At 45.7% G+C, this 22,233-nt stretch carries 24 protein-coding genes; 21 read left to right on the top strand and 3 right to left on the bottom strand.

What is annotated here, in order from left to right; genetic code table 11:
• Positions 1-169 precede the first annotated feature (169 nt).
• The 5 genes from GCU48_RS02485 to GCU48_RS02465 all read left to right on the top strand — a co-directional run bounded on the left by GCU48_RS02485 (position 170) and on the right by GCU48_RS02465 (position 3,654).
• A complete protein-coding gene (locus GCU48_RS02485; RefSeq protein WP_025721589.1) occupies positions 170-877 on the top strand; it encodes a class I SAM-dependent methyltransferase in 708 nt (235 codons plus the stop codon).
• A 578-nt stretch (positions 878-1,455) separates the two neighbouring features.
• Positions 1,456-1,794 (top strand): DinB family protein, encoded by a 339-nt coding sequence (locus tag GCU48_RS02480; RefSeq protein WP_244316026.1) that lies wholly within the window; start codon positions 1,456-1,458, stop codon positions 1,792-1,794.
• Between the two features lie 185 nt (positions 1,795-1,979).
• On the top strand, positions 1,980-2,450 hold the full coding sequence (locus GCU48_RS02475; RefSeq protein WP_231503498.1) for a class I SAM-dependent methyltransferase: 471 nt from the start codon (positions 1,980-1,982) through the stop codon (positions 2,448-2,450).
• Positions 2,451-2,588: 138 nt separating this feature from the next.
• On the top strand, positions 2,589-2,957 hold the full coding sequence (locus tag GCU48_RS02470) for a hypothetical protein (protein WP_152378924.1): 369 nt from the start codon (positions 2,589-2,591) through the stop codon (positions 2,955-2,957).
• A gap of 97 nt (positions 2,958-3,054) precedes the next feature.
• The gene (locus GCU48_RS02465; protein WP_025715797.1) at positions 3,055-3,654 is read left to right on the top strand and encodes a YdeI/OmpD-associated family protein; all 600 of its coding nucleotides are present in this window, start codon (positions 3,055-3,057) and stop codon (positions 3,652-3,654) included.
• Between the two features lie 90 nt (positions 3,655-3,744).
• On the opposite strand, the gene GCU48_RS02460 is transcribed toward GCU48_RS02465, so the two are convergent.
• Positions 3,745-4,608, bottom strand: coding sequence for a sulfurtransferase (locus GCU48_RS02460; protein WP_152378923.1), 864 nt, complete (start codon positions 4,606-4,608; stop codon positions 3,745-3,747).
• A gap of 75 nt (positions 4,609-4,683) precedes the next feature.
• Positions 4,684-5,628, bottom strand: a complete 945-nt coding sequence (locus GCU48_RS02455; RefSeq protein ID WP_152378922.1) for a DMT family transporter — start codon at positions 5,626-5,628, stop codon at positions 4,684-4,686.
• A 283-nt stretch (positions 5,629-5,911) separates the two neighbouring features.
• Here GCU48_RS02455 and GCU48_RS02450 point away from each other — a divergent pair, with 283 nt between their 5' ends.
• The 7 genes from GCU48_RS02450 (at position 5,912) to GCU48_RS02420 (ending at position 12,923) form a co-directional block, all read left to right on the top strand.
• Complete coding sequence (locus GCU48_RS02450) at positions 5,912-6,817, top strand: hypothetical protein (protein WP_152378921.1); 906 nt, start codon at positions 5,912-5,914, stop codon at positions 6,815-6,817.
• Positions 6,818-7,030: 213 nt separating this feature from the next.
• Positions 7,031-7,744 carry a 2,3,4,5-tetrahydropyridine-2,6-dicarboxylate N-acetyltransferase gene (gene dapD, locus GCU48_RS02445; protein WP_025715793.1) on the top strand — a complete coding sequence of 238 codons (714 nt, stop codon included), beginning with the start codon at positions 7,031-7,033 and terminating at the stop codon, positions 7,742-7,744.
• A 180-nt stretch (positions 7,745-7,924) separates the two neighbouring features.
• The gene (locus GCU48_RS02440) at positions 7,925-9,055 is read left to right on the top strand and encodes an N-acetyldiaminopimelate deacetylase (RefSeq protein ID WP_152378920.1); all 1,131 of its coding nucleotides are present in this window, start codon (positions 7,925-7,927) and stop codon (positions 9,053-9,055) included.
• 75 nt (positions 9,056-9,130) lie between these two features.
• A complete protein-coding gene (locus tag GCU48_RS02435; protein ID WP_025715791.1) occupies positions 9,131-10,240 on the top strand; it encodes an ABC transporter ATP-binding protein in 1,110 nt (369 codons plus the stop codon).
• Complete coding sequence (locus GCU48_RS02430; protein WP_152378919.1) at positions 10,230-11,042, top strand: ABC transporter permease; 813 nt, start codon at positions 10,230-10,232, stop codon at positions 11,040-11,042. The genes GCU48_RS02435 and GCU48_RS02430 overlap by 11 nt, the downstream gene beginning before the upstream one ends.
• A complete protein-coding gene (locus tag GCU48_RS02425; RefSeq protein WP_152378918.1) occupies positions 11,032-11,853 on the top strand; it encodes an ABC transporter permease in 822 nt (273 codons plus the stop codon). The genes GCU48_RS02430 and GCU48_RS02425 overlap by 11 nt, the downstream gene beginning before the upstream one ends.
• Positions 11,850-12,923, top strand: coding sequence for an ABC transporter substrate-binding protein (locus tag GCU48_RS02420; RefSeq protein ID WP_152378917.1), 1,074 nt, complete (start codon positions 11,850-11,852; stop codon positions 12,921-12,923). The genes GCU48_RS02425 and GCU48_RS02420 overlap by 4 nt, the downstream gene beginning before the upstream one ends.
• 418 nt (positions 12,924-13,341) lie before the next feature.
• Here GCU48_RS02420 and GCU48_RS02415 read toward each other — a convergent pair whose 3' ends face one another.
• Positions 13,342-14,505 (bottom strand): aminotransferase A, encoded by a 1,164-nt coding sequence (locus GCU48_RS02415; protein WP_152378916.1) that lies wholly within the window; start codon positions 14,503-14,505, stop codon positions 13,342-13,344.
• A 186-nt stretch (positions 14,506-14,691) separates the two neighbouring features.
• On the opposite strand from GCU48_RS02415, the gene GCU48_RS02410 reads away from it, so the two are divergent.
• From GCU48_RS02410 to GCU48_RS02370, 9 genes are all read left to right on the top strand, one after another.
• Complete coding sequence (locus GCU48_RS02410; protein WP_152378915.1) at positions 14,692-15,303, top strand: single stranded DNA-binding domain-containing protein; 612 nt, start codon at positions 14,692-14,694, stop codon at positions 15,301-15,303.
• The gene (locus tag GCU48_RS02405) at positions 15,270-16,439 is read left to right on the top strand and encodes an endonuclease/exonuclease/phosphatase family protein (protein ID WP_152378914.1); all 1,170 of its coding nucleotides are present in this window, start codon (positions 15,270-15,272) and stop codon (positions 16,437-16,439) included. The genes GCU48_RS02410 and GCU48_RS02405 overlap by 34 nt, the downstream gene beginning before the upstream one ends.
• Positions 16,440-16,484: 45 nt before the next feature.
• Positions 16,485-17,318: a hypothetical protein gene (locus tag GCU48_RS02400; RefSeq protein WP_152378913.1), complete on the top strand. Its 834-nt coding sequence runs from the start codon at positions 16,485-16,487 to the stop codon at positions 17,316-17,318.
• Between the two features lie 25 nt (positions 17,319-17,343).
• Complete coding sequence (locus GCU48_RS02395) at positions 17,344-17,526, top strand: S-layer homology domain-containing protein (RefSeq protein ID WP_167518627.1); 183 nt, start codon at positions 17,344-17,346, stop codon at positions 17,524-17,526.
• A gap of 108 nt (positions 17,527-17,634) precedes the next feature.
• Positions 17,635-18,036: a VOC family protein gene (locus GCU48_RS02390; protein WP_025719576.1), complete on the top strand. Its 402-nt coding sequence runs from the start codon at positions 17,635-17,637 to the stop codon at positions 18,034-18,036.
• A 93-nt stretch (positions 18,037-18,129) separates the two neighbouring features.
• On the top strand, positions 18,130-18,723 hold the full coding sequence (locus GCU48_RS02385) for a GNAT family N-acetyltransferase (protein ID WP_370881030.1): 594 nt from the start codon (positions 18,130-18,132) through the stop codon (positions 18,721-18,723).
• Positions 18,724-18,891: 168 nt separating this feature from the next.
• On the top strand, positions 18,892-20,301 hold the full coding sequence (gene aspA, locus GCU48_RS02380) for an aspartate ammonia-lyase (RefSeq protein ID WP_152382081.1): 1,410 nt from the start codon (positions 18,892-18,894) through the stop codon (positions 20,299-20,301).
• A 166-nt stretch (positions 20,302-20,467) separates the two neighbouring features.
• Positions 20,468-21,058 carry a restriction endonuclease gene (locus GCU48_RS02375; protein ID WP_152378910.1) on the top strand — a complete coding sequence of 197 codons (591 nt, stop codon included), beginning with the start codon at positions 20,468-20,470 and terminating at the stop codon, positions 21,056-21,058.
• A 170-nt stretch (positions 21,059-21,228) separates the two neighbouring features.
• Positions 21,229-22,233, top strand: coding sequence for a BMP family lipoprotein (locus GCU48_RS02370; protein ID WP_152378909.1), 1,005 nt, complete (start codon positions 21,229-21,231; stop codon positions 22,231-22,233).

Raw genomic sequence — 22,233 nt, 5'->3', positions numbered from 1 at the left:
ACTCAAAAAAGATGTGGACTTCTTATATCATAATATTTGATCTGCGGCTCCTTATGGAGCTAAGTCTCCAAGATTGGATTTCGGCGAGGGATTTTCAGCAGACAACCCTTTGGGTTCGTGTGAATACAGAGACGGTAGGTAAAACATGTAGAAAGCTCGGGGTGAGAATTTGGATAAGCTAGAGAATATAAGATTAGAAGAGAAGATGTATCATGAATTCTGTTATGATAATTACAATTTGTTTGAGTCCGGTTCTTGGTTACATAGACCGGTACAAACGGTATTGGACCTTCTAGCTGAATATAAAGATTACGCTAATCTATCGGTGCTTGATTTAGGAGCTGGAATTGGTAGAAATAGTATTCCTATAGCTGAATCCATGAAGATTAGAAAAGGAAAAATAGTTTGCGTGGATTTATTAAAGTCTGCTATTGATAAATTGGAGGATTATAGTAGGGAGTATGGTGTCGAACAATTTATTGAAACAAAATTATCTGATATTGAAAACTTCAATATTAAACAAGATGAGTATGACATTATAATAGCTGTATCTGCTTTGGAGCATGTAAGATCGGAAAGGGAAATGGAATTAAAGATTGAGGAGATGACTATCGGAACAAAAATAAATGGAACCAACTGCATTGTTGTTGGAACGAATATAAAAGAGACGAGAATGAAGGATGCACAACAATTAGAGCCAATGTTTGAAGTAAATATCTCGACTGAAAGTATGATGGAATTATTAAAGCATCAGTACATTGGATGGGAAGTTAAAAAACGATTAGTAAAGCAACTGGAATATGAAATTGAAAGAAATAAACAACTCGTGAAATTATCAATGGATTGTATAACCTTTGTTGCTAAGAAATTAGTGTAAGTCAGTACGATGAAGTCTGTAAGGTGTCATCTAATATAAATTTAACACATCAGGCTAACGCCCTTAGTCTGACGGAGGAATTTCAGGGAATGGATTTAGCCAGAAACATCCGACTAGCGGCAGACCTCGCGAACACAGAAACATTATAGCAAATCAGTGCGAATCATTGTAGTCCCAATACAATCAATGGAAAGTCAACATGCACTCTAAAAGAGAATTCCACGTTTAGTCTGTCTATAGAATGTAAAGACATTATCCTTCGAGAATATCTTTTAGAAGATTTAGATGAAATACATGAACTCACAAGGCAATCGGAGATTTATGAATTTTTACCAGGCCGGAATGTTAAGAAGTAAGACTCACTGGTTGAAAAATTATGAGATACCTGAAAATAATCAATTTTTAAGACGTGTCGAAGAGGGAGTGGGAGTTGAGGATCTTAGATTGAAGCTAGGAATTGTGCTTAAAGAATCGGGAGAATTCATAAAAAAGATTTCTAGCAGACTGCCCCTTTGGGTTTTATGAATACAAATATGTTATTTTAACTAACTTAAATTTGAAAAGAGGAGTCTGAAACCATGAATGAAAAGTCGCGATTACTAGAGGAGTTCAAGGAATGGATATGTTTTGTTTCTGAGATTCGTGAAATGGATTGGCAAATAAAGATTGCTGAAGGTAAATGGTCAGTTCACGATATCGTAAGTCATATATTGCTGTGGGATAAATATTTTTTTGAAGCAGCCATAAATCCGATATTAAACAATATGCCTTTGACATTAACACAGCTTGATTTTGAAAAATTTAATCAGGATGCTGTTGAATTTGGAAAAACAAAAACGAAGGAAGAATTAATTGAAATGACTATTCAGTACCGTAACATGATATTGCAGAGTATAGAGAGTTTGGAAGATGATTAGCTTACTAAAGAATATGCTGACGAGGAGTTTACTGTAATATCATATTTAAAAGACTTTATCTGGCATGATCAACATCATATAAGACAGATTGAGGAGCTTAAAAGAAGAGCTATGTGAGTATTTAAAAAAAGGATAATGCACATAATATTTTGGTTCCTGGTGCTGGGTATGGGAGAAATACCAAGATGTTCTCTTCTTATTTTGAGGTTGATGGAATTGAGATATCTAGTTCAGCTATAGATCTAGCAAAAGAATGGGATTTAAAAACGAATTTTATTCAAGAATCGGTGTTAGAGTTTCGTACAAGCAAAAGGTATGACGGCATATATTGTTATGATTTATTACATTTATTTTTGTTAAAAGACCGAAAAAAACTGATACAGAATTGTGTGATGCATTTGAAGGAACAGGGAGTGATGTATTTTACGTGTTTTTCTGATCGCGATTTTAATAATGGTGTGGGTAGGAACGTTGAGGAAGGAACATATGAATACAAGAAAGGGAAATATGCTCACTTCTTTACTGAAGAAAATTTAATTAAACATTTTAATGATTTGAATATATTAGAAACTGGTTCCATAAGAGAATATCTGACACATGCAGAAAAACAACAAGAATATGAATTAAGATATATAGTTGTTCAAAAGATTGGATAGCTATTTAGGGGAAGTAATTTAGCAGACACATCCTACCGCTTAACTGCCGCATGTGGCAGCCGGACTGTTAGTCCTAAAGCGCTGGGACATCGTAAATACAGATCGTTATATGTAATTGGAAGCGAAGGGAATAAAAAAATGAGAATGCAAGACAAACCGATAGTAAGTATTATAGGCTTGGGATTATTTAGTCTGTCACTAGTGGTGCACATTTGTTTTAAATCAATAAGAACAATGGATGATGTAGGGATGGGTATATTATTGTCTCTAGTAAATGCCATATTTCTAGTCTTTCCATTGCTATGGGGAGTATTGGGTGCGGTAGAATTCTCAAGAATAATGAGTTGGAGTGAGAAAATAAAGACAAGAGAAGTGAACGAAGAAGTAAATTTAGATAAATACAAGAAAAAAATTAAAATATATCTATGTATAAACGTAATTTATTTATTGTTAGTTATATGTCAATTGGGTTATGTAATTTATAGATGGGATGAAGTGAACGTATAATAAATATAGCAATGTGATGGCTATTTTATAGATTTTCTGTAAATATATATACATAAACATAAACATTATGAGCAATAACCATAAGGGGAGAGCTAACATGACAAATAGAGAGGAAATGAATCCTAAAGTTGATGTGTATTTAGATAAAGTGAAAAAATGGCAGGAGGAAATGGAGAAGTTGAGAGCGATTATGCTCGATTGTCAGCTCATTGAAGAATTGAAGTGGGGTAAACCATGCTACATGTTTCAGAATAGTAACATAGCTATAATACAGGGATTTAAAGAACACTGTGCGCTTATGTTTTTCAAAGGTGCATTGTTAAAAGACCCCAATGGTATTCTAATTAAACCTGGGGAGGACACGCAGGCGGGGCGTCAGATTCGGTTCACGAATGTTGAAGAAATCGCGGAGATGGAAACCATCTTGAAAGCTTATATTAACGAAGCCATTGAAGTGGAAAAAGCTGGTTTGAAAGTGGATTTTAAAAAGAGTACAGAACTCATATTTCCTGAAGAACTTCAAGCTAAGTTAGATGAAAATCCTGCCTTGAAAGCTGCTTTTGCTGCATTGACGCCGGGACGACAAAGAGCATACGTTATGCATTTTTCTGCGCCCAAACAATCTAAAACTCGGGAGTCGAGGGTTGAAAAATGTATACAGGACATTCTCGCTGGAAAGGGATTAAATGATCGTTAAACTCGATGAGAAACCAAACACACTGCCATGAGCCTAAATCGCTTAAGGCAGTGTGTCTGTTTTTAGACCTGTATATCTGTTAAAAACGGATTATTCCTTTCCGGTCGCCACTGGATTTTCCTCATAGCTGATCCAATCGCTCCAGCTTCCCGGATAGAGTCTCACCTTACTAAATCCTGCCTCCTTCAAGGCTAGAACATTCGGGCAGGCAGATACGCCTGATCCGCAATATACGATGATCTCAGCGTTCTGATCAAGGTCTGAGAAATGCTGTTTCAACTGCTCTGCATTTTTAAATGCACCCTTTTCGTCCAAGACCTCTTTCCAGAAGAAATTCACCGCACCAGGGATATGCCCCGCGGCTTGATCTATGGGTTCTTCCAGTCCCAGGTAGCGCGGCCGCTCTCTGGAGTCGACCAATATAGGTGAAAAACCGATATTGGAGCCAACTGGAACAGAAGCTTCGGATACACGTTGGACTTCTTGCATACTTGTGAGCATTTGTGCCTGTACATTCGGCGTGAATGTACTTGGAATGCGAATCGGCTGGTCTGCCGTAACGGGGAACTTCGCTTCCTTCCAAGCGCTGTAGCCTTCTTCCAGCACATATACCTGCTCATGCCCGAGATAGCGCAGCAGCCACCAGAAGCGGGAAGCCATCATACCGCCTTGGTCATCATAGGCAACGATGCGTGAAGCTGAGTTGATTCCGGCACGACTCAGACGTGCGGCAAGTGTATCCACATCGGGTAAGGGATGGCGCCCACCATGCTCGCCAAGAGAAGCGGTGAGGTCTTCTTCCAAATCGAAGTGAACCGCTCCTGGAATATGGTCTTCATTAAAATGAGCCCGTCCCGCTCCTGCTTGTCCGAGCAGGGAACGGCAGTCGGCAATGATCATGTCCGGCTCATATAATCGGGCCAGCAGCCAGCGTTTGGATACGATGGATTTCATAGAGGATTCCGCCTTCCTTTATTTAACAGTGAATTTAATCCATTGAGTATAGTCTATGAAAATGGGGTAAATAAGTTAAGAGCTGGCCTTAAGGGGGGGCTCTGTGTTAGGCAATTCACTTTGGTGGACAACTTGCTTTTTAAAATCTGTTCCGTATCGGATAAAAATCCATACCCCGAACAGGATGAAAAAGCCTGCACCAAATTGTAAGGTAGATAGCCTTTCCCCGAGCAGCACCCAAGCCAGCAGGGAAGAAATAACGGGCTCACCGAGTACCGCCATCGACACCGCGGTGGCGTTAATGTATTTGAGCAGCCAGTTAAACAGGTAATGTCCGAACAGTGTGGGTACAATCGCGAGCAGCAGGAACAGTCCCCATTCCCGTGGTGCATATCCAGTAAAAGGTATGGCATTGACCACATTATACAGCGCAAGTGATGTGGCTGCGATGATAAAAACCCAAAAGTTATAGACAAAAGCGCTCAAATGCTCGCGTAGATGCTTACCCATTAGCATATGGATCGAAACGGCTACCATACCCAAGAAGGACAGTGCATCTCCAAGCAGGGCTTGGCCCGAGACATGAAAATCCCCCGCGCCGATGGCCAGTGAGCCGATAAAGGCCAGACCCATTCCGAAGAGCATAGCGCGATTCGTGCCTGTCCGGAAAAACAAAAAAGAACCGAGCATGACAAGGATCGGTTCCAATGTCATAATAACGGTAGAGCTTGCAACGGTGGTCATCCGCAGCGAGCCCATCCAAAGCAAGAAATGCAGCCCTAGCGCGATACCGGACCAGAGGATGAGCATCCACTGCTTGCGAGTAAGGTTAAATAGCTCGGTGCGGTATTTCCAGACCAATGGCAGCATGAGAAGATTGGTCAGGTACAGACGGTACATAGCGATGACGGACACCTCGGCTTCGGACCATCTTACGAAGATCGAGGAGAACGAAATAGCGATAATACCTATGATGTACAGTAATTCAAAGGAAAACGATGGTTTGTGTGCTTGGTTCATGTGGCAGCTCCATCCGTATGGAGGGAATTCAGGCGTATTTGCTTCCTTCTTTGCTTCCTTCCATGGGTGTTTTGAAAAAGTGTTTTGAAAAGAGTATCTCGAAAATTAGGTTTAATACAGCCCATTATACCGTACCTGACATCCACGCGGTATGAGGATTTTGTAAAATCATGAGAATATAAAAAAGGAGCAGGAGAAGGGCTTTAAAAGGCAGGATTTTAAGTGTGCTGGTGCGTAGAACTTTTGCCGAACAAACTCGTCTATTATAGTGGAGGTGGACATTATGAAAAAACGCAACACATTTTCATTCATACTATTGACTGTAGTGGCAGTGCTGGCCCTGTCAGCCTGTGGAACGAAACCGCAAACTAATAACACCGCTCCTCAAGGGACAGACCAACCACAAACGCAACAGCCGCAAGTAAAACCGGAGCCAGTCGCTAAGCCAGAGGTCAAACAAGGCACAGGTGTATACAGTGGAGCTGCTGATCCGCATACGGTTGAAATCGAAATCAATGGCGAAGCCCAATCCTTCCAACTGGCTGACGGACTGGATACGGTAGTGGCCGGACTGAAGGAAGGCGATGCAGTGACGTTTGAATATAGTGAACAAGCTGTTGAGGACGACGCGACCGCGCAGCAGCTCATTTTAACTAAAATACAAAAAACAGAAGCTGCAACAGATGGCAATCAAAACGGTAGCTCTGGTCAACAAGTAGGCGGGGAACGCTCGAAAACGCAAGCTTTTGAGCTTACCCTTGAAGGCAAAAAGGAAACGCAGACAGCTACATTGGCACAGGGAGAGGGATATTCGCTGTATGTGTTTGATCCGATGTCCCTGTTTCCCGATCAAAACCGCGTCGCCTTGGCGGTAGATGATAACTATTACGCTGAAATGACGAAGCTGCCCTCTGATTTTAATCTGGATGAGCTCCAGAAGAAAGGCGAACAGGGGTTGGCCTCCATAGGCAAGGTGCAAAAGCTGGACAAAGCAGCTGTGCCCCAAGCACTGACCAGCAGTCGCCTCTTCTTACAAGCGAACGGTCCGAAGATCACACGACAATATATTGTCGTGGAAAATAAAACGGGTGGTTTCATTGTGAAAGTGAACATTCCGCTTGGGGAGTCTGCCGAGGGATTCGAATCCTACATTTATACATCGCTGGAGAGCTTGCAAGCTAATAAATAATCCTACTTTAATGTCAGGCGGTCGCTGGTTTTAAATTATGAATTTAAGACAGTCAACCTGCCGAAACTTGTTAATATAGGTACTAGGTCAGCGCGCTGAAGGTCTAATCAGTAATTGCGAGATACAGCTCTTTTGTGCTATAAAGGATGAGAGAATAAGATCATTCCGGCTTGCGAAGTCGTATGAAGCGATGAAGGAGTTGTTAGATTTACTATGTCCATCGAAATGAATACACAAGAAGTCATCAACGTGATTAAAAACAGCAAGAAAAAGACGCCTGTTAAAGTATATGTAAAAGGAGCTTTGGCTTCCGCTTCATTTGGCGAGAATGTGCAAGCTTTTATTTCCGGAGACAGTGGTGTTGTATTTGGCGATTGGGCAGACATCAAGCCTGTACTGGATAGCGTAAACGCTAAAGAAGAAGACTATGTGGTGGAAAATGACCGCCGTAACTCCGCTGTTCCTATGCTGGATCTGAAGGGCATCAATGCACGCATTGAGCCAGGCGCATATATTCGCGATATGGTCGGCATCGGTAATAACGCAGTCATTATGATGGGCGCCGTGATTAACATTGGCGTTACAATTGGTGAAGGCACCATGATAGATATGAATGCTGTACTTGGCGGTCGTGTTAAAGTAGGCAACATGTGCCACATCGGCGCAGGCGTTGTTCTTGCAGGTGTCATTGAGCCACCGTCCGCACAGCCTGTTATCGTAGAAGACGAAGTATTGATCGGTGCGAACTCGGTTGTACTGGAAGGCGTACGAATTGGTAAAGGTGCAGTTGTTGCAGCCGGAGCGGTTGTAACTGAAGATGTGCCTGCATACTCCGTAGTAGCTGGTACACCTGCTCGCGTAATCAAACAGGTCGACGATAAGACCAAATCTAAAACTGAGATTTTGAAAGAACTGCGCGTTCTGTAAGAAGGCAAAGTTTTTTATGTACCAAAGGTGAACGATTCCTTGTCAGAGACGAGATGTACTGACACACAACTTAGGGACGAAGCACAACGGACAAGGCTCGGCGGCTGCGCCGGGCTTTTGTCCTTTTGTTCTTTTGCCAGATAAGAGCTGATAGGCTAAAAAAGGAGGCGGAGCAGCGAAATGAGCACAGTCGATACTTTTGTTCAAATACGAAGGGATCTGCATCAAATTCCCGAACCGGGGTTTGAGGAATATAAAACACAACGATACTTGCTGGACTACTTGGAAACGCTCCCTCAAGAGCGGCTGGACATTCGTACATGGCGTACGGGCGTGTTAGTATTCATTCATGGAACGGCCCCCGAACGCCGCTATGGATATCGTTGTGACATGGATGGCTTACCGATTGAAGAAGAGACGGGTTACGAGTTCCGTTCGACCCATCCCGGCTACATGCATGCTTGCGGACACGATTTACATATGACGATTGGATTGGGAATTGTTACTCACTTTGCGAGCCACCCGATTAAGGACGACCTGGTTGTAATTTTTCAACCTGCTGAGGAAGGCCCGGGCGGAGCGTTGCCGATGCGCGATAGCGCAGAGCTGGCAGACTGGCTGCCGGATCAAATTGTCGCGCTGCATGTTGCACCCGAATATCCTGTGGGCACGATTGCGACTCGCCCGGGTATCTTATTTGCCAATACATCGGAGCTTTTCATCGACCTGAAGGGTACGGGAGGGCATGCTGCGTATCCACACAAGGCGAATGATATGGTAGTAGCTGCTTGTCAGCTGGTGGGACAGCTACAAACGATTGTAGCCCGTAATGTGAATCCGCTGGATGCAGCAGTTGTTACCGTTGGTAAGGTTAGCGGCGGCACGAAGCAGAATATTATCGCGGAAACCGCCCGTTTGGAGGGTACGATCCGAACGCTATCAGCCGATACGATGAAGCTGGTTAAATCGCGGATTGAAGCACTGGTACGTGGTATAGAAGCTGGATTTGAATGCCAGGCGGAGATTCATTATGGCTCCAATTATTTGCAAGTGTATAATGAAGCCAAGGTAACCGAGGAATTCATGAACTGGGTCAGTAATCGGCAGGATGTGCAGCTCATTGAATGCGGGGAAGCGATGACGGGAGAGGATTTCGGGTATTTTCTGGAGCGAATTCCGGGTCTGATGTTCTGGCTTGGCGTTGATACGCCCTATGGCTTGCACCATGCCAAGCTGGCGCCTGCCGAGGAAGCGATCGGTGTGGCCATTCGTGTGCTGACAGACTATTTTACATGGAAGTCTCAAGGGTAAATGGTACGGCCTGAATAATTATGTTTAATGAACAGAATAAAATGAAATGAAGCCGAATCTTTGAAGGAGGGTGTTATGGGAGAGCAAAACATCATCCGATTTGAACGGGTGACCAAGCAATATGACAACGATCCCCCAGTGCTGGCTGACGTCAGCTTTGAGATTGAGCGTGGTAAATTTTATACACTGCTAGGGCCTTCCGGCTGTGGTAAAACGACGATTCTGCGTATGATTGCAGGTTTTGCGGAGCCGACAGAAGGCTCTATTTATTTAAATGGAAAACTCATTAATCGTGTTCCAGCCAATGAGCGGCAGGTCAATACGGTTTTTCAGGATTATGCGCTATTTCCGCATCTCAATGTGTTTGAAAATGTAGCCTTTGGTCTGCGAATCAAAAAGATGAACAAAAAGGACATTCAGGAGAAGGTGACACAGGCATTGTCCTTCGTCAATCTGGAAGGCTACGGCGAACGGGAAATTTCCGAGATGTCCGGGGGACAGCGTCAGCGTGTAGCCATTGCACGGGCTATCGTCAATGAACCTGATGTTCTCTTGTTGGATGAACCATTGTCTGCACTGGATTTAAAGCTGCGTACAGAAATGCAGTACATTTTGCGCGAAATGCAGCAGCGCCTTGGAATCACTTTTATATTCGTTACGCATGATCAGGAGGAAGCGCTGGCCATGTCAGACGAAATTTTTGTCATGAACAAAGGCAAAATCGAGCAGAGTGGTACGCCAAATGATATCTATGATGAGCCGATTAATCGGTTTGTTGCTGATTTTATCGGCGAATCCAATATTGTCCCTGGACGTATGATCGCGGATTATCAGGTGGAATTCAACGGTCGACAGTTTGAGTGTGTAGATGGTGGGCTGCGTCCGAATGAACCGATTGAAATTGTGATCCGGCCAGAGGACTTGGAGATTACCAGTGTTGCTGAAGGCAAGCTGCGTGTAAAGGTGGATACCCAATTGTTCCGTGGGGTCCACTATGAAATAAGCTGCTATGATGATTCAGGACAGGAGTGGCTGGTGCATTCTACCAAAAAGGCGGAGCTGGGCAGTGAAATCGGCCTGCATTTTGATCCGGAAGCGATCCATGTGATGCGCTTTGGGGAAACGGAGGAAGAATTTGACCGGCGCCTGGAGGCCTATGAAGAGGTGGATCAGCATGTCCGGTAATACAAGAGCGGCGTTTCTGCTGCCTTATTATTTATGGATTGTGCTGTTCGTGGCGGCTCCGGTTGTGCTTGTGTTTTACTATTCACTATTTGATGTAGACGGTCATTTCACATTCAGCAACTATGCACAGTTTCTGACACCCGTTTATTTGAGCATGACGCTCAGCTCGTTTTGGTATGCATTTTTGATTACGGTATTTTCGCTCCTGGTGGCTTATCCGGCGGCGTATTTACTCACACGAACCAAGCATAAGCAGTTGTGGCTATTGCTCATTATTTTGCCGACATGGATTAACTTGCTGCTCAAAACGTATGCCTTCATCGGGATATTCGGTACCTATGGCCCGGTGAATGCTATATTAGGTATGGTTGGATTGGGGGGGCAGCAATTACTGTTTACCAGCTCCAGCTTTGTGTTTGTGTCGGTTTATATTTTTGTGCCCTTTATGATTTTGCCTATCTATAACGCATTGGAAGGGTTAAACCCTTCACTGCTGGACGCTGCGCGTGATTTGGGAGCCTCCAAATGGACGGCGTTTCGCCGAGTTGTTTTCCCGTTAACGCTTTCCGGTGTGCGATCCGGATGTATGGCGGTGTTCATTCCTGCGCTGTCATTGTTTATGATTACCCGACTGATCGCGGGCAACCGGGTCATTACCCTGGGAACGGCAATTGAGCAGCATTTTCTGGTTACACAGGACTGGGGGATGGGCTCCACGGTGGCTGTGTTCCTGATTTTGGCGATGGCGATCATTATGCTGATCACCTCGGGGACGAAGCGGAGGGTGCGACATGGCAAATAAAAGTCGATTCGGGAATTTGTATTTGGTGATCGTTTTTCTCGTGTTGTACGCCCCCATTTTGTACCTGATGTACTATTCCTTCAACAGCGGTGGGACAATGCACGAGTTTGAAGGTTTTACCCTTCAATACTATAAAGAGGTGTTTGCAGATACTCGCCTGATCATTATTGTCATTAACACCTTGGTGATTGCGTTGCTGTCGTCTGCATTGGCTACGATTATTGGCATTATGGGTGCGCTGGCTATTCACCAGATGCAGAATCGTCGGGTCAAAAATACGCTGCTGTCACTCAACAATGTGCTGATTGTGAACCCGGATGTCATTATTGGCGCATCCTTCCTCATTTTGTTCACGATGGTTGGGATTAAGCTGGGCTTCTACTCGGTCTTGTTGTCTCATATTGCATTTAGTGTGCCGATTGCAGTCATTATGATTTTGCCGCGGCTTCAGGAAATGAGTCCATCCCTGGTCGATGCAGCACGTGATTTGGGTGCCAGTCGGCTGGATGTGCTGACCAAGGTGATTTTGCCCTTTATCAAGCCAGGGATTTATGCGGGCTTTTTTATGGCGCTAACGTATTCTCTGGATGATTTTGCGGTGACCTTTTTTGTGACAGGCAGTGGCTATTCGACCCTATCGGTGGAAATTTACTCGCGTGCCCGTCAAGGGGTTTCCTTGTCCATCAATGCGCTGTCCACGCTCATTTTCCTGTTTACGGTGCTGCTGGTGGTGGGTTACTACTTTATTATGCGCAAGGCGAATCGTAACGGTAAAAAAGAGCCTGCGGCGGAAATGGGGGTGCCTAGATGAAGTCGCTTGTGCGCGTGTTTCTGTCGATTTTCATCATCTCGTTTGGGCTGATGGCGGTGGCGGCCTGGCTTAATTCCAGTCAAGGCTACTCCGGTGGCAACACATTGACGGTATACAACTGGGGAGACTACATTGACCCTGATCTGCTGGAACGGTTCCAGAAGGAGACGGGGATTACTGTCATTTATCAGACATTTGATTCTAATGAGGCGATGCTGACGAAAATCGAGCAGGGTGGAACTTCGTTTGATGTAGCGGTTCCTTCGGAGTATGCTCTGGCCAAAATGAAGCAGGAGCACCTGTTGCTTCCGCTGGATCACAGCAAGCTGCCAAATTTGAAGCATGTGGATGCTCATTTTCTGAATCTTTCGTTCGATCCGAATAACCAATATTCGGTTCCGTATTTTTGGGGGACGGTCGGGATTGTGTTTAACCCGGAGCTGACGAAAGGCATTGATTTTCATAGCTGGGACGGTCTGTGGAATCCGAAGCTGCGTAATAACCTGCTGCTGGTTGATGGAGCTAGGGAGATTATGGGCATGTCGCTGAACAGTCTCCATTATTCCTTGAACGATACAAATGAGGCACATTTGCAGCAGGCTTTGACGAAGCTGGAGAAACTGGCGCCAAATGTCAAAGCGGTTGTCGGTGACGAGATTAAAATGCTGCTGGCCAATGAGGAAGCTGCTGCGGGGGTTGTATGGTCCGGGGATGCGTCCGAAATCATGGATGAGAACGACAAGCTGGATTACATCGTGCCTGATGAAGGCTCCAACCTGTGGTTTGATAACATGGTTATTCCAAAAACAGCTACCCATGTGGATGCAGCCCATAAGTTCATTAATTTTATGATGCAGCCCGATGTAGCTGCCCAAAATGCCGAGTTTGTAGGCTACTCAACACCAAACCAAGATGGGAAAAAGCTGTTGCCTGCAGATATTTCTGGCGATGAGCGCTTCTATCCTCCGTCCGAAATTACGGATAAGCTGGAGGTATACGATAATCTCGGCAAGCGGATGCTGGCTCACTATAATGAATTGTTCCTGCAATTCAAAATGCATTTAAAGTAGGGGAGTGGCGCGTGGATTCAAGGTTTGTGGATTAAAGGCCGCTGCAGTGGCGGATGGTGCTTCCCATCGCTGCGCCGTGCTTAAAGATGCGCACTTAAATCCCACGCCGACGGTGAGGGAGTAGTCGTAAAACGAACAAGCTCTTGAATCTCCCGGTAGGAGGAGATTCAAGAGCCTGTTTTATTTTTACTCACCGCGCAAAGGTGAGTATTGTTTTTAACCCTAGCTGCTCCACACACGTTAGACAACTTGTGGGACTTTAAGGCGGCAGCGAGCGAAGCGGGCCATTTGAATCTGAAGAAGCGGAGCGTTCGCCTTTGGAGGGGGATTCTCACCTATAAATGTGTTATACAATCGAAGAATCCTCCTGCAACAGCGATCGGAAGATCAAATGGACCGCGAAGCGCCTCCTCCCACCTTAACTCCTCACAATTCCTCTAACAAACCTCTCTATTTTATCCAGCCCCTGCTCAAGTACGTCCTGTCCGTAAGCGTAGGACAAACGGATGTATCCCTCGCCATAGGAAGAAAAGGCATCTCCTGGCACGACGGCCACTCCATGCTCTTCCAGCAGCTTCAAGGTAAAATCCATCGAGCTTAAGCCAAAATGGGCGATGGAAGGGAAAAGGTAAAAGGCTCCCTCGGGTTTCTCCAGCGGGATTCCCATGTCGGTCAGTCTTCCGTGTACATAGTCACGGCGTTTGCGATATTCCTCACGCATCGGGAGTGCATCATCGGCACCTGCGGTCAGGGCTTCCAGCGCAGCATACTGGCTGATCGAGCTGGCACAGGTCACGTTGTACTGATGAACTTTAACCATATGCTGTGTAATCTCAGCGGGTGCAAGCGTAAAACCAATACGCCAGCCCGTCATGGAGTGTGATTTGGACAGACCGTTGATGACGATGGTGCGTTCCCGCATATCTGGAAGAACTGCAATGGATACATGTGGTGTATCGTAAATCAGTTCGCTGTATATTTCATCCGAAATGATAAATAGATCGCGTTCCTTCAGCAAATTGGCGACCTCTTCAAGTTCTTCACGGCTCATCACTCGCCCGGTCGGATTCGAAGGATAGCCAAGGATGACTGCTTTCGTCCGCTCGGTCAAATAAGGCTCCAGCACCTCGGCGGTGAGCTTGAAGCCGCTGCTGCGGGTATCGGCAAACACTGGAACGCCGCCTGACAAACGGATCAATGGCTCGTAACCAGGGTAAATGGGCACAGGCAAAATGACTTCATCGCCAGGTGACAAAAGGGTGCGCAGGGTAATATCCAGCGCTTCACTGGCTCCGTTGGTTACGATAACCTCATCCTGTCCACGGTAATTCAGCCCGTATTTACGGGCTACAAACGCAGCTGCAGCTTCCCTTAGTTCGGGTAGTCCGGGATTAGGCGTATAGGAGGTGCGTCCTTCGTTAATCGCCCGATGGGCGGCCTCCATAATATGCGCAGGGGTAGGGAAATCCGGCTGTCCAATCGTTAAGGACAGGGTTCCGGGCAATGCGGCAACCTTATTGGCAATTTTGCGGATGCCGCTGATTTGAATGTTTTTAACCTGCTCGTTAAGTAAATGCTCCATAGCGTATGTGCCACCTTTTTCTGTATTAAAACAAGTTTACAATAATATGATCTGATTATGCTACGGCAAGAAGAATTCATTTTTACAAAATTAAGGTACTGAATTGACTAATTTATGGTATCTTAAAAGATGAAATATGAATTGTAAGCGTAATCACAGAAAAAAAGGGAAGGAGAGCATCTTTTGATGAAACAAGTATACATAGAAAAAATGTTATCCATAAAATTAAAAAGGCTTGGACTTACAGGGCTCAGTGCAATACTGGTGCTTTCGGTAGGAACGGGATGGTTATCTAGTGGAAAGGCTGAGGCAGAGCCTGCACTTTTGCTGGAAAAGGAAGCGCAGATATTACCCTCAACTGTTGGGACCAGTGTATATGCTGATGTCTATTTGCCTAAAAAGCTTCGTATCCACGACATTCAGGGAGCAGCCCACCGCTCACCTTATGAGGGACAAAAGGTAACGGATGTTGAAGGGATTGTTACGATGGTGAAGGGAAGCAGCTTCTATATTCAAGCGGCGGATGATCAAATAGATCAGGATGAAAAAACAGCCGAGGCCATTTTAGTGTACAAGCCTGGCAACGGTGTACAGGTTGGGGATGAGGTACGGGTTAGCGGCTCAGTGAAGGAATACACAGAAAGAACCTACGCCAGTAAACCAATTGACCTAACGACTACGGAAATAGTGGCCTCTTCGGTTACGGTTACTGCCAAGGACCGTTCACTGCCAGCTCCAATCTTGCTTGGACAACAGGGACATGCATGCCGACATCTGTTGTGGATAATGACGGAATGACGTTGTTTGATCCGCAGGAGGATGGCTTGGATTTTTTCGAAAGTTTGGAAGCCATGCGTGTCGAGTTGAACGATGCTACTGTGATTGGCCCTTACGGCTATGAAATTCCAGTCCGAATTGATAACGGTCCGAACACTGGTGAGGTAGTGACGGAGACTGGCGGACTCATGCTGACCGAAAGAAGTCAGAATCCACAACGAATTCTGATTGATGCAAAGCCTTCGACTCCGTTGAAAACAGGCGATCGTTTTGTTGGCCCAATCACGGGAATTGTGAGCTATAGCTTCAGCAATTACAAATTGTTACCAGAGCGTCTGCCGGATATTGTACCGGCTGGCCTCCAGCCAGCAAGCACACGTCTGATGCAGGATGATCGCAAGCTGACAGTCGCTTCGTTCAATGTGGAAAACTTCGATCCCGGTGATGGACAACGGATTGATCAGCTTGGGCAGGCTATCGCCGTGAATTTGAATCATCCAGATATCATAGGGCTGCTGGAAGTTCAGGACAATAACGGTGAGAAGGATGATGGCACGACAGACGCTTCTGAAAGCTTCCGCGTGCTTATAGAGTCGATTCGTGCTCATGGAGGACCAGAATACGCCTTTACGGATATTGCCCCTGAAAATAATAAGGATGGCGGCGCTCCCGGCGGCAATATCCGCGTCGGCTTTCTCTATAACCCGCAGCGTATCACGCTGACGGATAAGCCTAAGGGAGATTCAGTCACGTCTGTCACCTACGGTGCACAGGGGCTTTCTCTCAATCCGGGTCGGATTGATCCGCTGAATGCATCATTTGATGATTCTCGGAAGCCGCTGGCTGCTGAATTTGAGTTTGCAGGCCAGCAGGTGATCGTGGTCGCTAACCATTTTAACTCCAAAGGGGGCGATCAGGCACCATTCGGAGGGGCTCAGCCGCCTGTGCGAAGCAGCGAAATCCAGCGGGCAAAGATTGCAGCGATTGTAAACGGCTTTGTGAAGTCGATATTGCAAGTAAACCCTAAGGCTAATGTTGTAATGCTTGGGGATTTGAATGATTTCCAATTCTCGGAAACATTGTCTTTACTGCGAGGACAGGAACTGACTAACCTGATAGACAAGCTGGATGAAAAAGAACGATATTCCTATATTTAGGAAGGCAATTCACAGACACTGGATCACATGCTGGTCAGCGTGTCCTTGAGTCAAACATCCGTGCTGGATATCGTTCATATCAATGCCGATTTTAGTGCGGCGGATGGGCGAGTGAGCGATCATGATCCATTGGTTGCACAAATCGAGTTGCCACGCCAAACGGACCAACCATCAAAAGATGGTGGTGGCGGCCGCAATGACGATCATGACGAGGAACAGCAGGAGAACAGGAATAACCCCAATACTGGTAACAGCAGTAGCGGTAGTGCGAATGGAACCCTGAATGGACAGAGTCAGACTGCCATTAGCGACCAGAAGGGAAGCGGCGTTTCAGATTCAAATGTGGTGCACGTCAAGACTGTAGTGAGCGGAGCCGAGCAAAATGCACAGAAAAAGGCAGTCGCTCAAGTAGTGGCTGCTGACATACACAACGCAAATCAAAACGGAGCGAAGGGGGCACTTGTAATCCGTGCAGGAGAGCAAGCGGATGCCAAGGCGTACGAGGTTAATCTAAACGGGGAAGCCTTGGAGGCCATTCTGAACGAACACATTCGCAGCCTTCGATTGGAGACGCCGCAGGGTGGCTATGAAGTAGCAACAGGTCGCTTGTCTCTTCAAAAGCTGGCTGACACCTGGCAGGTGCCTGTAAAGCAAATGACCTTGAGCTTTGCCATCGCTCCGAATGAAGAACTGGCTAATCGGCGGGCTATTCCGGCAGGGCGCAAGCTGTTACAGGCTGTAGATATCGCGGCTGAACTGAGCAGCGAGGATGGGCGCAAACAGTTGTTGACAGGTAATGTAGTAGACTCGGGTAATGGATATGAACGCTATCTGTTACGTGTTCGTAGAGCGAGCCCTGCGCTTCGCCGGAAATATTGAAGATACAGCAATAGGAAGTATATCCGTGCCATTATCCGATACTCAAACGATTTCTGCGTGGTCGGCTCCGGCTGTGAAAACCTTGTCTGGATTAGGCATCATGAAGGGAGACGAAAAAGGCCGTCTTGCTCCGACTGCATCCGCAACAAGGGCAGAAGCGGCAGCTGTATTATCTCGGACCCTGGATAAGCTGAAGTGGCAGCAATAGATGATATAAATGTAAGATTGATTGACTTTATACGATAGTTAAGTTATCTTTTGTTGAGAGGTAATGTTTAAAAAATAGAATTTATGATAAATGAAGAGGTGAAATGTCGTGGGAGTAACAGCCAAACAAATTTTTGTGAATTTACCAGTTAAAAATCTGCAGCATTCCATTGATTTTTTTACTGCAATTGGATTTGAATTTAACGCTCAGTTCACTGATGAACATGCAACCTGTATGGTGGTTAGTGAGCATATCTTTGTTATGCTGCTGGTTGAAGAGCGCTTTAAAGCCTTTACTACAAAAGAAATCTCAGATGCAACCCAAAGCACGGAAGCGATTATTGCTTTAGCGGTGGAGAGTCGTGCAAAGGTGGATGAGATTGTTCACAGGGCTTTGGAAGCGGGGGGCAAGCCTTCGAACGAACCTCAAGATCACGGATTTATGTACGGATGGAGCTTTCAGGACTTAGATGGTCATCTGTGGGAGCTCTTTTATATGGCAGAGCAGTAAACAAAACAGTAGCGAAAGTAATAATGAAGTAAAAGAAAAACCATGGAAAAAAAGTAAGCTATCGTAAAGAGGATGGTTTACTTTCTTTTTTATATGCCATCGACTCCATATGGGGGAATCATAGTGTCCAAACAAATAATAGTTCGTCCTATTCAAGCTCTGAACGAAGAACTGACAGATACACTGGCTCGCTTGTTAATTGACGTGGTAGCAGATGGTGCCTCTATAGGCTTTTTGCCGCCACTGCCCTATACGGAAGCAGCTGCTTATTGGAATAGCGTGCTTGAGGATGGTGTGGTTCTATGGATTGCCGAGAAGGACGGAGTACCTGTTGGCACGGTTCAGCTTCACTTGGCTCAGAAAGCCAACGGTATTCATCGTGCGGAAATTGCAAAGCTTATGGTGCATCCGTCCGGGCGCAGGCTTGGGCTTGGGCGACAGTTAATGAAAGCGGCGGAAGAAGAGGCACTGCGTCAGGATAGAACGTTACTGGTGCTGGATACGCGGGTAGGTGATCCTTCCAATCGACTATATGAGTCTATCGGTTTTATAGAAGCGGGCGTGATTCCGGGTTATGCCAGGTCGGCTGATGGTCAGCTGCATGCCACTCGCTATTATTATAAGCCACTGAATAGCCTCCCGGTCATTGCTGAGTATTTGCCGAATAATCATGGGATATACAGGTAATCATAACTTGTCATAGGATTGTCTAATCTTTTTCCGCGTTTATTCGACTGGAAAAGCACGGGAATGGGAACGTATAATGAAGTGAGGGACTATCCCAAGGTCTCTTTATGTCAATTTGGCTGGTCTGGATTGAAGATCGTAGCACACACAGCGGAGGAATCGAAGAATATGAGGCTGGAGCATGATTTTTTAGGTACTAAGGAAGTGCCGTCAGACGCTTATTATGGTGTACAAACGCTGAGGGCAAAAGAAAATTTTCCAATTACAAGCCAACGGTTGCATCCTGAGTTAATTAAGGCCATGGCGATCGTCAAAAAGGGAGCAGCAACGGTAAATATGGAATTGACCCGCTTGCATCGCTCCAAAGCTGAGGCCATCATCCAGGCAGCTGACGAGATTATTCAAGGGCAGTTGCATGACCATTTCATCGTCGATCCGATTCAGGGCGGCGCAGGTACGTCTATTAATATGAATGCAAATGAAGTGATTGCAAACCGGGCGCTGGAGCTTATTGGCAAGCAGCGTGGAGAGTATCTGGAGATCAGTCCGAATAACCATGTCAACATGGCGCAATCGACGAACGATGCTTTTCCTACGGCAGTTCATTTGGCTGTATTAAGTATGATTGACAAGTTGCTAGTCACCATGAGTGAGCTTCAAGAAGCGTTTTCCCGTAAGGCGAAGGAATTTGACAGTGTGATTAAAATGGGTCGAACCCACTTGCAGGATGCGGTGCCGATTCGCCTGGGACAGGAGTTTCAAGCCTATGCGCGCGTGCTGGGCCGTGATATCGGACGCGTCCGTGCGACCAAGCAGCATCTGCTGACGATTAATATGGGGGCGACTGCGGTCGGTACTGGTTTGAACGCAGACCGCCGTTATATTCAGCGTGTTGCTGAGGTGCTGGCAGAGATCAGCGGTTTCCCTCTGGCAGCTGACGAGAATCTCGTGGATGCAACACAAAATACGGATGCCTACACCGAAGTATCTGCTGCGTTGAAAATTTGTATGATGAACATGTCCAAGGTGGCAAATGACATTCGCCTGATGGCCTCTGGGCCGCGTGCTGGTCTCGGAGAGCTGAGCCTGCCCGCTCGTCAGCCGGGTTCATCTATTATGCCAGGCAAGGTCAATCCGGTGATGTGTGAGGTCATTAACCAAATTGCTTTTCAGGTCATTGGAAATGACCATACCATTTGTTTGGCTTCTGAGGCAGGGCAGCTGGAGCTGAATGTAATGGAGCCTGTGCTTGTCTATAACCTGCTGCAATCGCTGGAAATTATGAAGCAGGGCTTCAACGTCTTCCGCGTTCATTGTGTGGATGGAATTGAAGCCAATGTAGAACGTTGCCGTGAATATGTGGAGAACAGCGTAGGTATTATTACAGCACTTAATCCTCATCTTGGATATGAGGTTGTATCCCGTATCGCACGTGAGGCAATTACGACAGGAAAATCGGTACGTGAACTATGTTTGCTGTATAATGTTCTGACCGAGGAAGAACTGGACATTATTTTGGACCCATATCAAATGACTCAGCCCGGGATCGCTGGAGAGTCTTTACTGAAGCGTGAATAATTTTGCGGAGATAGAGTTTAGACAGCTTTGAGGCAAGAGGAAGATAGGCCCCGTCGAATCTGGCGGGGCTTTTATGATGCTAACATGTGAACCAGGCGTAACACCAAGGACTTAGCAGTTAGGGATTATGCGGCTGCATGTTTTATTGTAGAAAAGGGGAAGAGGAATGTTGCTGGAGCAATTATCCGCATATAGGGAATTAGGGATAGGACTCATTGTAGTCCTCGTATTGCTTGCACTTATCATTAGGGGAGTCATACGGGGGCGCCGGAATCGGATTTTACGCGATCTGGACCCACGTAAAATCGGAATTCAGGACATTGATCGTATGGAGGACGGCTCGGAATTTGAGCTTTATTTGCAGCGGCTACTATCGGCCCTTGGTTATAAGGACATCTATAAAACAACTGGCAGCCGGGATTTTGGAGCGGATTTGGTTTTTACAGACCGTGAAGGCGCCAGAGTGGTAATCCAGGCCAAGCGCTATGGCATACAACATCCGGTAGGATTAGGCGCGGTGCAGGAAATTTACACCTCCATGCGTTATTATGCGGCAGACAAGTCTGTCGTGATTACCTCCGGGCGTTATACGGATTCCTGTAAAACACTTGCTGCTGTGAACGGAGTCAAATTATTAGATCGCAACGATTTGGTGGACATGATTGATTTGTTCAAGACGAAACGCCGCGAGGACGTCATGGATCTAATAGAAAGTAAAACTGAAGTGATTGCCTCCAAATGGAGTAAAACCAAATAGATTTGGGAACTGATTGTTAGGCGACGTTGTTCAAGCCTGGTGATCAGTTCTTTTATTTTCACATTAATAAAATAAAAGAACTGAATTTACAGAAATTATCATGAAAAAATATGCTATTACAACCGATATAAAATTGTTGGGGATTTCCAAATTATGCTGAGGTGATTGTCATGAAGAAGCGAGCTGTATTATTAACTTTTAGGTGGATTCCCATGGTCATCATTTTTGCATTCCTGCTGGGTGCATGTGGGCAATCGGCAGCACAAACCAAGGCCCAGCCTATTAAGGTAGGGATCGTACTGTCAGACATTGGTCTGGGCGACCAATCTTACAGTGATGCTGCTTTTCGAGGCTTGATCAAGGCTCGGGATGAAGGGAAAATCGTTTTTGAATACCGGGAAATATCTGAGACCAAGACGTATGATGCTGCTTTTGAACAGCTTGCACAAGAAAAAGCTGATTTGATCATTGGATTGGGTTACATGGTGAAAGACAGTCTGGAGACCGCAGCCAAAAAATATCCAGACCGTAAATTTTTAATCGTGGATGAAAAATCGGATTTACCGAATGTGGCCTCCATCACCTTTAAAGAAGAAGAAGGCAGCTTTATGGGCGGAGTCGTTGCAGGTTTGACGAGTCGCACGGAACAGGTAGGCTTTATCGGAGGCGTGGAGTCTCCGTTGCTGAAAAAGTTTGAGGCTGGATATCGCGCCGGGGTCCAGTCGGTGAAGCCTGATGCCAATGTCACTGCTACATATGCAGGAGATTTCGGGAAGCCAGAGCTGGGCACGGAGATTGCACGTAATATGATTGATCAGGATCGGATTGATATTATTTATACAGCAGCAGGGCTTACAGGTGTAGGTGCGCTTCAGGAGGCACAAAAACAGCAAAAATTTGCTATCGGGGTCGACAGCGATCAGTTTTTTATTGCGGAAAAGGCGGTAGTTACCTCAATGATAAAAAATGTGGACGTTGCGATATATAAGACAGTTAAAAGCTTTGCAGATCATCAAAGAAAATTTACGGACAAGAATATGGTGTTCGGTCTTGCGGAAGAAGGCATAGGTTTGGCGCCCATTCGTATCGTGACACTGAATCCGGACCAGCAAAAGTTGTTGGAGGATTTGAGGGAAAAAATCAAGTCCGGCACACTTACTGTACCTACCCAATAA

The sequence above is a fragment of the Paenibacillus brasilensis genome (assembly GCF_009363115.1).
Classification (GTDB): Bacteria; Bacillota; Bacilli; order Paenibacillales; family Paenibacillaceae; genus Paenibacillus; species Paenibacillus brasilensis.
Note: the sequence above shows the minus strand (reverse complement) of the source record. Positions and strands in the feature narration are given on the sequence as shown.

What these genes read in the sequence shown, in the direction of transcription:
- GCU48_RS02480 (WP_244316026.1), top strand. Translation starts at nt 1,456, where the DNA reads ATGAATGAAAAGTCGCGATTACTAGAGGAGTTCAAGGAATGGATATGT.
- GCU48_RS02475 (WP_231503498.1), top strand. Translation starts at nt 1,980, where the DNA reads ATGTTCTCTTCTTATTTTGAGGTTGATGGAATTGAGATATCTAGTTCA.
- GCU48_RS02470 (WP_152378924.1), top strand. Translation starts at nt 2,589, where the DNA reads ATGAGAATGCAAGACAAACCGATAGTAAGTATTATAGGCTTGGGATTA.
- GCU48_RS02465 (WP_025715797.1), top strand. Translation starts at nt 3,055, where the DNA reads ATGACAAATAGAGAGGAAATGAATCCTAAAGTTGATGTGTATTTAGAT.
- GCU48_RS02460 (WP_152378923.1), bottom strand. Translation starts at nt 4,608, where the DNA reads ATGAAATCCATCGTATCCAAACGCTGGCTGCTGGCCCGATTATATGAG.
- GCU48_RS02455 (WP_152378922.1), bottom strand. Translation starts at nt 5,628, where the DNA reads ATGAACCAAGCACACAAACCATCGTTTTCCTTTGAATTACTGTACATC.
- GCU48_RS02450 (WP_152378921.1), top strand. Translation starts at nt 5,912, where the DNA reads ATGAAAAAACGCAACACATTTTCATTCATACTATTGACTGTAGTGGCA.
- dapD (WP_025715793.1), top strand. Translation starts at nt 7,031, where the DNA reads ATGTCCATCGAAATGAATACACAAGAAGTCATCAACGTGATTAAAAAC.
- GCU48_RS02440 (WP_152378920.1), top strand. Translation starts at nt 7,925, where the DNA reads ATGAGCACAGTCGATACTTTTGTTCAAATACGAAGGGATCTGCATCAA.
- GCU48_RS02435 (WP_025715791.1), top strand. Translation starts at nt 9,131, where the DNA reads ATGGGAGAGCAAAACATCATCCGATTTGAACGGGTGACCAAGCAATAT.
- GCU48_RS02430 (WP_152378919.1), top strand. Translation starts at nt 10,230, where the DNA reads ATGTCCGGTAATACAAGAGCGGCGTTTCTGCTGCCTTATTATTTATGG.
- GCU48_RS02425 (WP_152378918.1), top strand. Translation starts at nt 11,032, where the DNA reads ATGGCAAATAAAAGTCGATTCGGGAATTTGTATTTGGTGATCGTTTTT.
- GCU48_RS02420 (WP_152378917.1), top strand. Translation starts at nt 11,850, where the DNA reads ATGAAGTCGCTTGTGCGCGTGTTTCTGTCGATTTTCATCATCTCGTTT.
- GCU48_RS02415 (WP_152378916.1), bottom strand. Translation starts at nt 14,505, where the DNA reads ATGGAGCATTTACTTAACGAGCAGGTTAAAAACATTCAAATCAGCGGC.
- GCU48_RS02410 (WP_152378915.1), top strand. Translation starts at nt 14,692, where the DNA reads ATGAAACAAGTATACATAGAAAAAATGTTATCCATAAAATTAAAAAGG.
- GCU48_RS02405 (WP_152378914.1), top strand. Translation starts at nt 15,270, where the DNA reads ATGCCGACATCTGTTGTGGATAATGACGGAATGACGTTGTTTGATCCG.
- GCU48_RS02385 (WP_370881030.1), top strand. Translation starts at nt 18,130, where the DNA reads ATGCCATCGACTCCATATGGGGGAATCATAGTGTCCAAACAAATAATA.
- aspA (WP_152382081.1), top strand. Translation starts at nt 18,892, where the DNA reads ATGAGGCTGGAGCATGATTTTTTAGGTACTAAGGAAGTGCCGTCAGAC.
- GCU48_RS02375 (WP_152378910.1), top strand. Translation starts at nt 20,468, where the DNA reads ATGTTGCTGGAGCAATTATCCGCATATAGGGAATTAGGGATAGGACTC.
- GCU48_RS02370 (WP_152378909.1), top strand. Translation starts at nt 21,229, where the DNA reads ATGAAGAAGCGAGCTGTATTATTAACTTTTAGGTGGATTCCCATGGTC.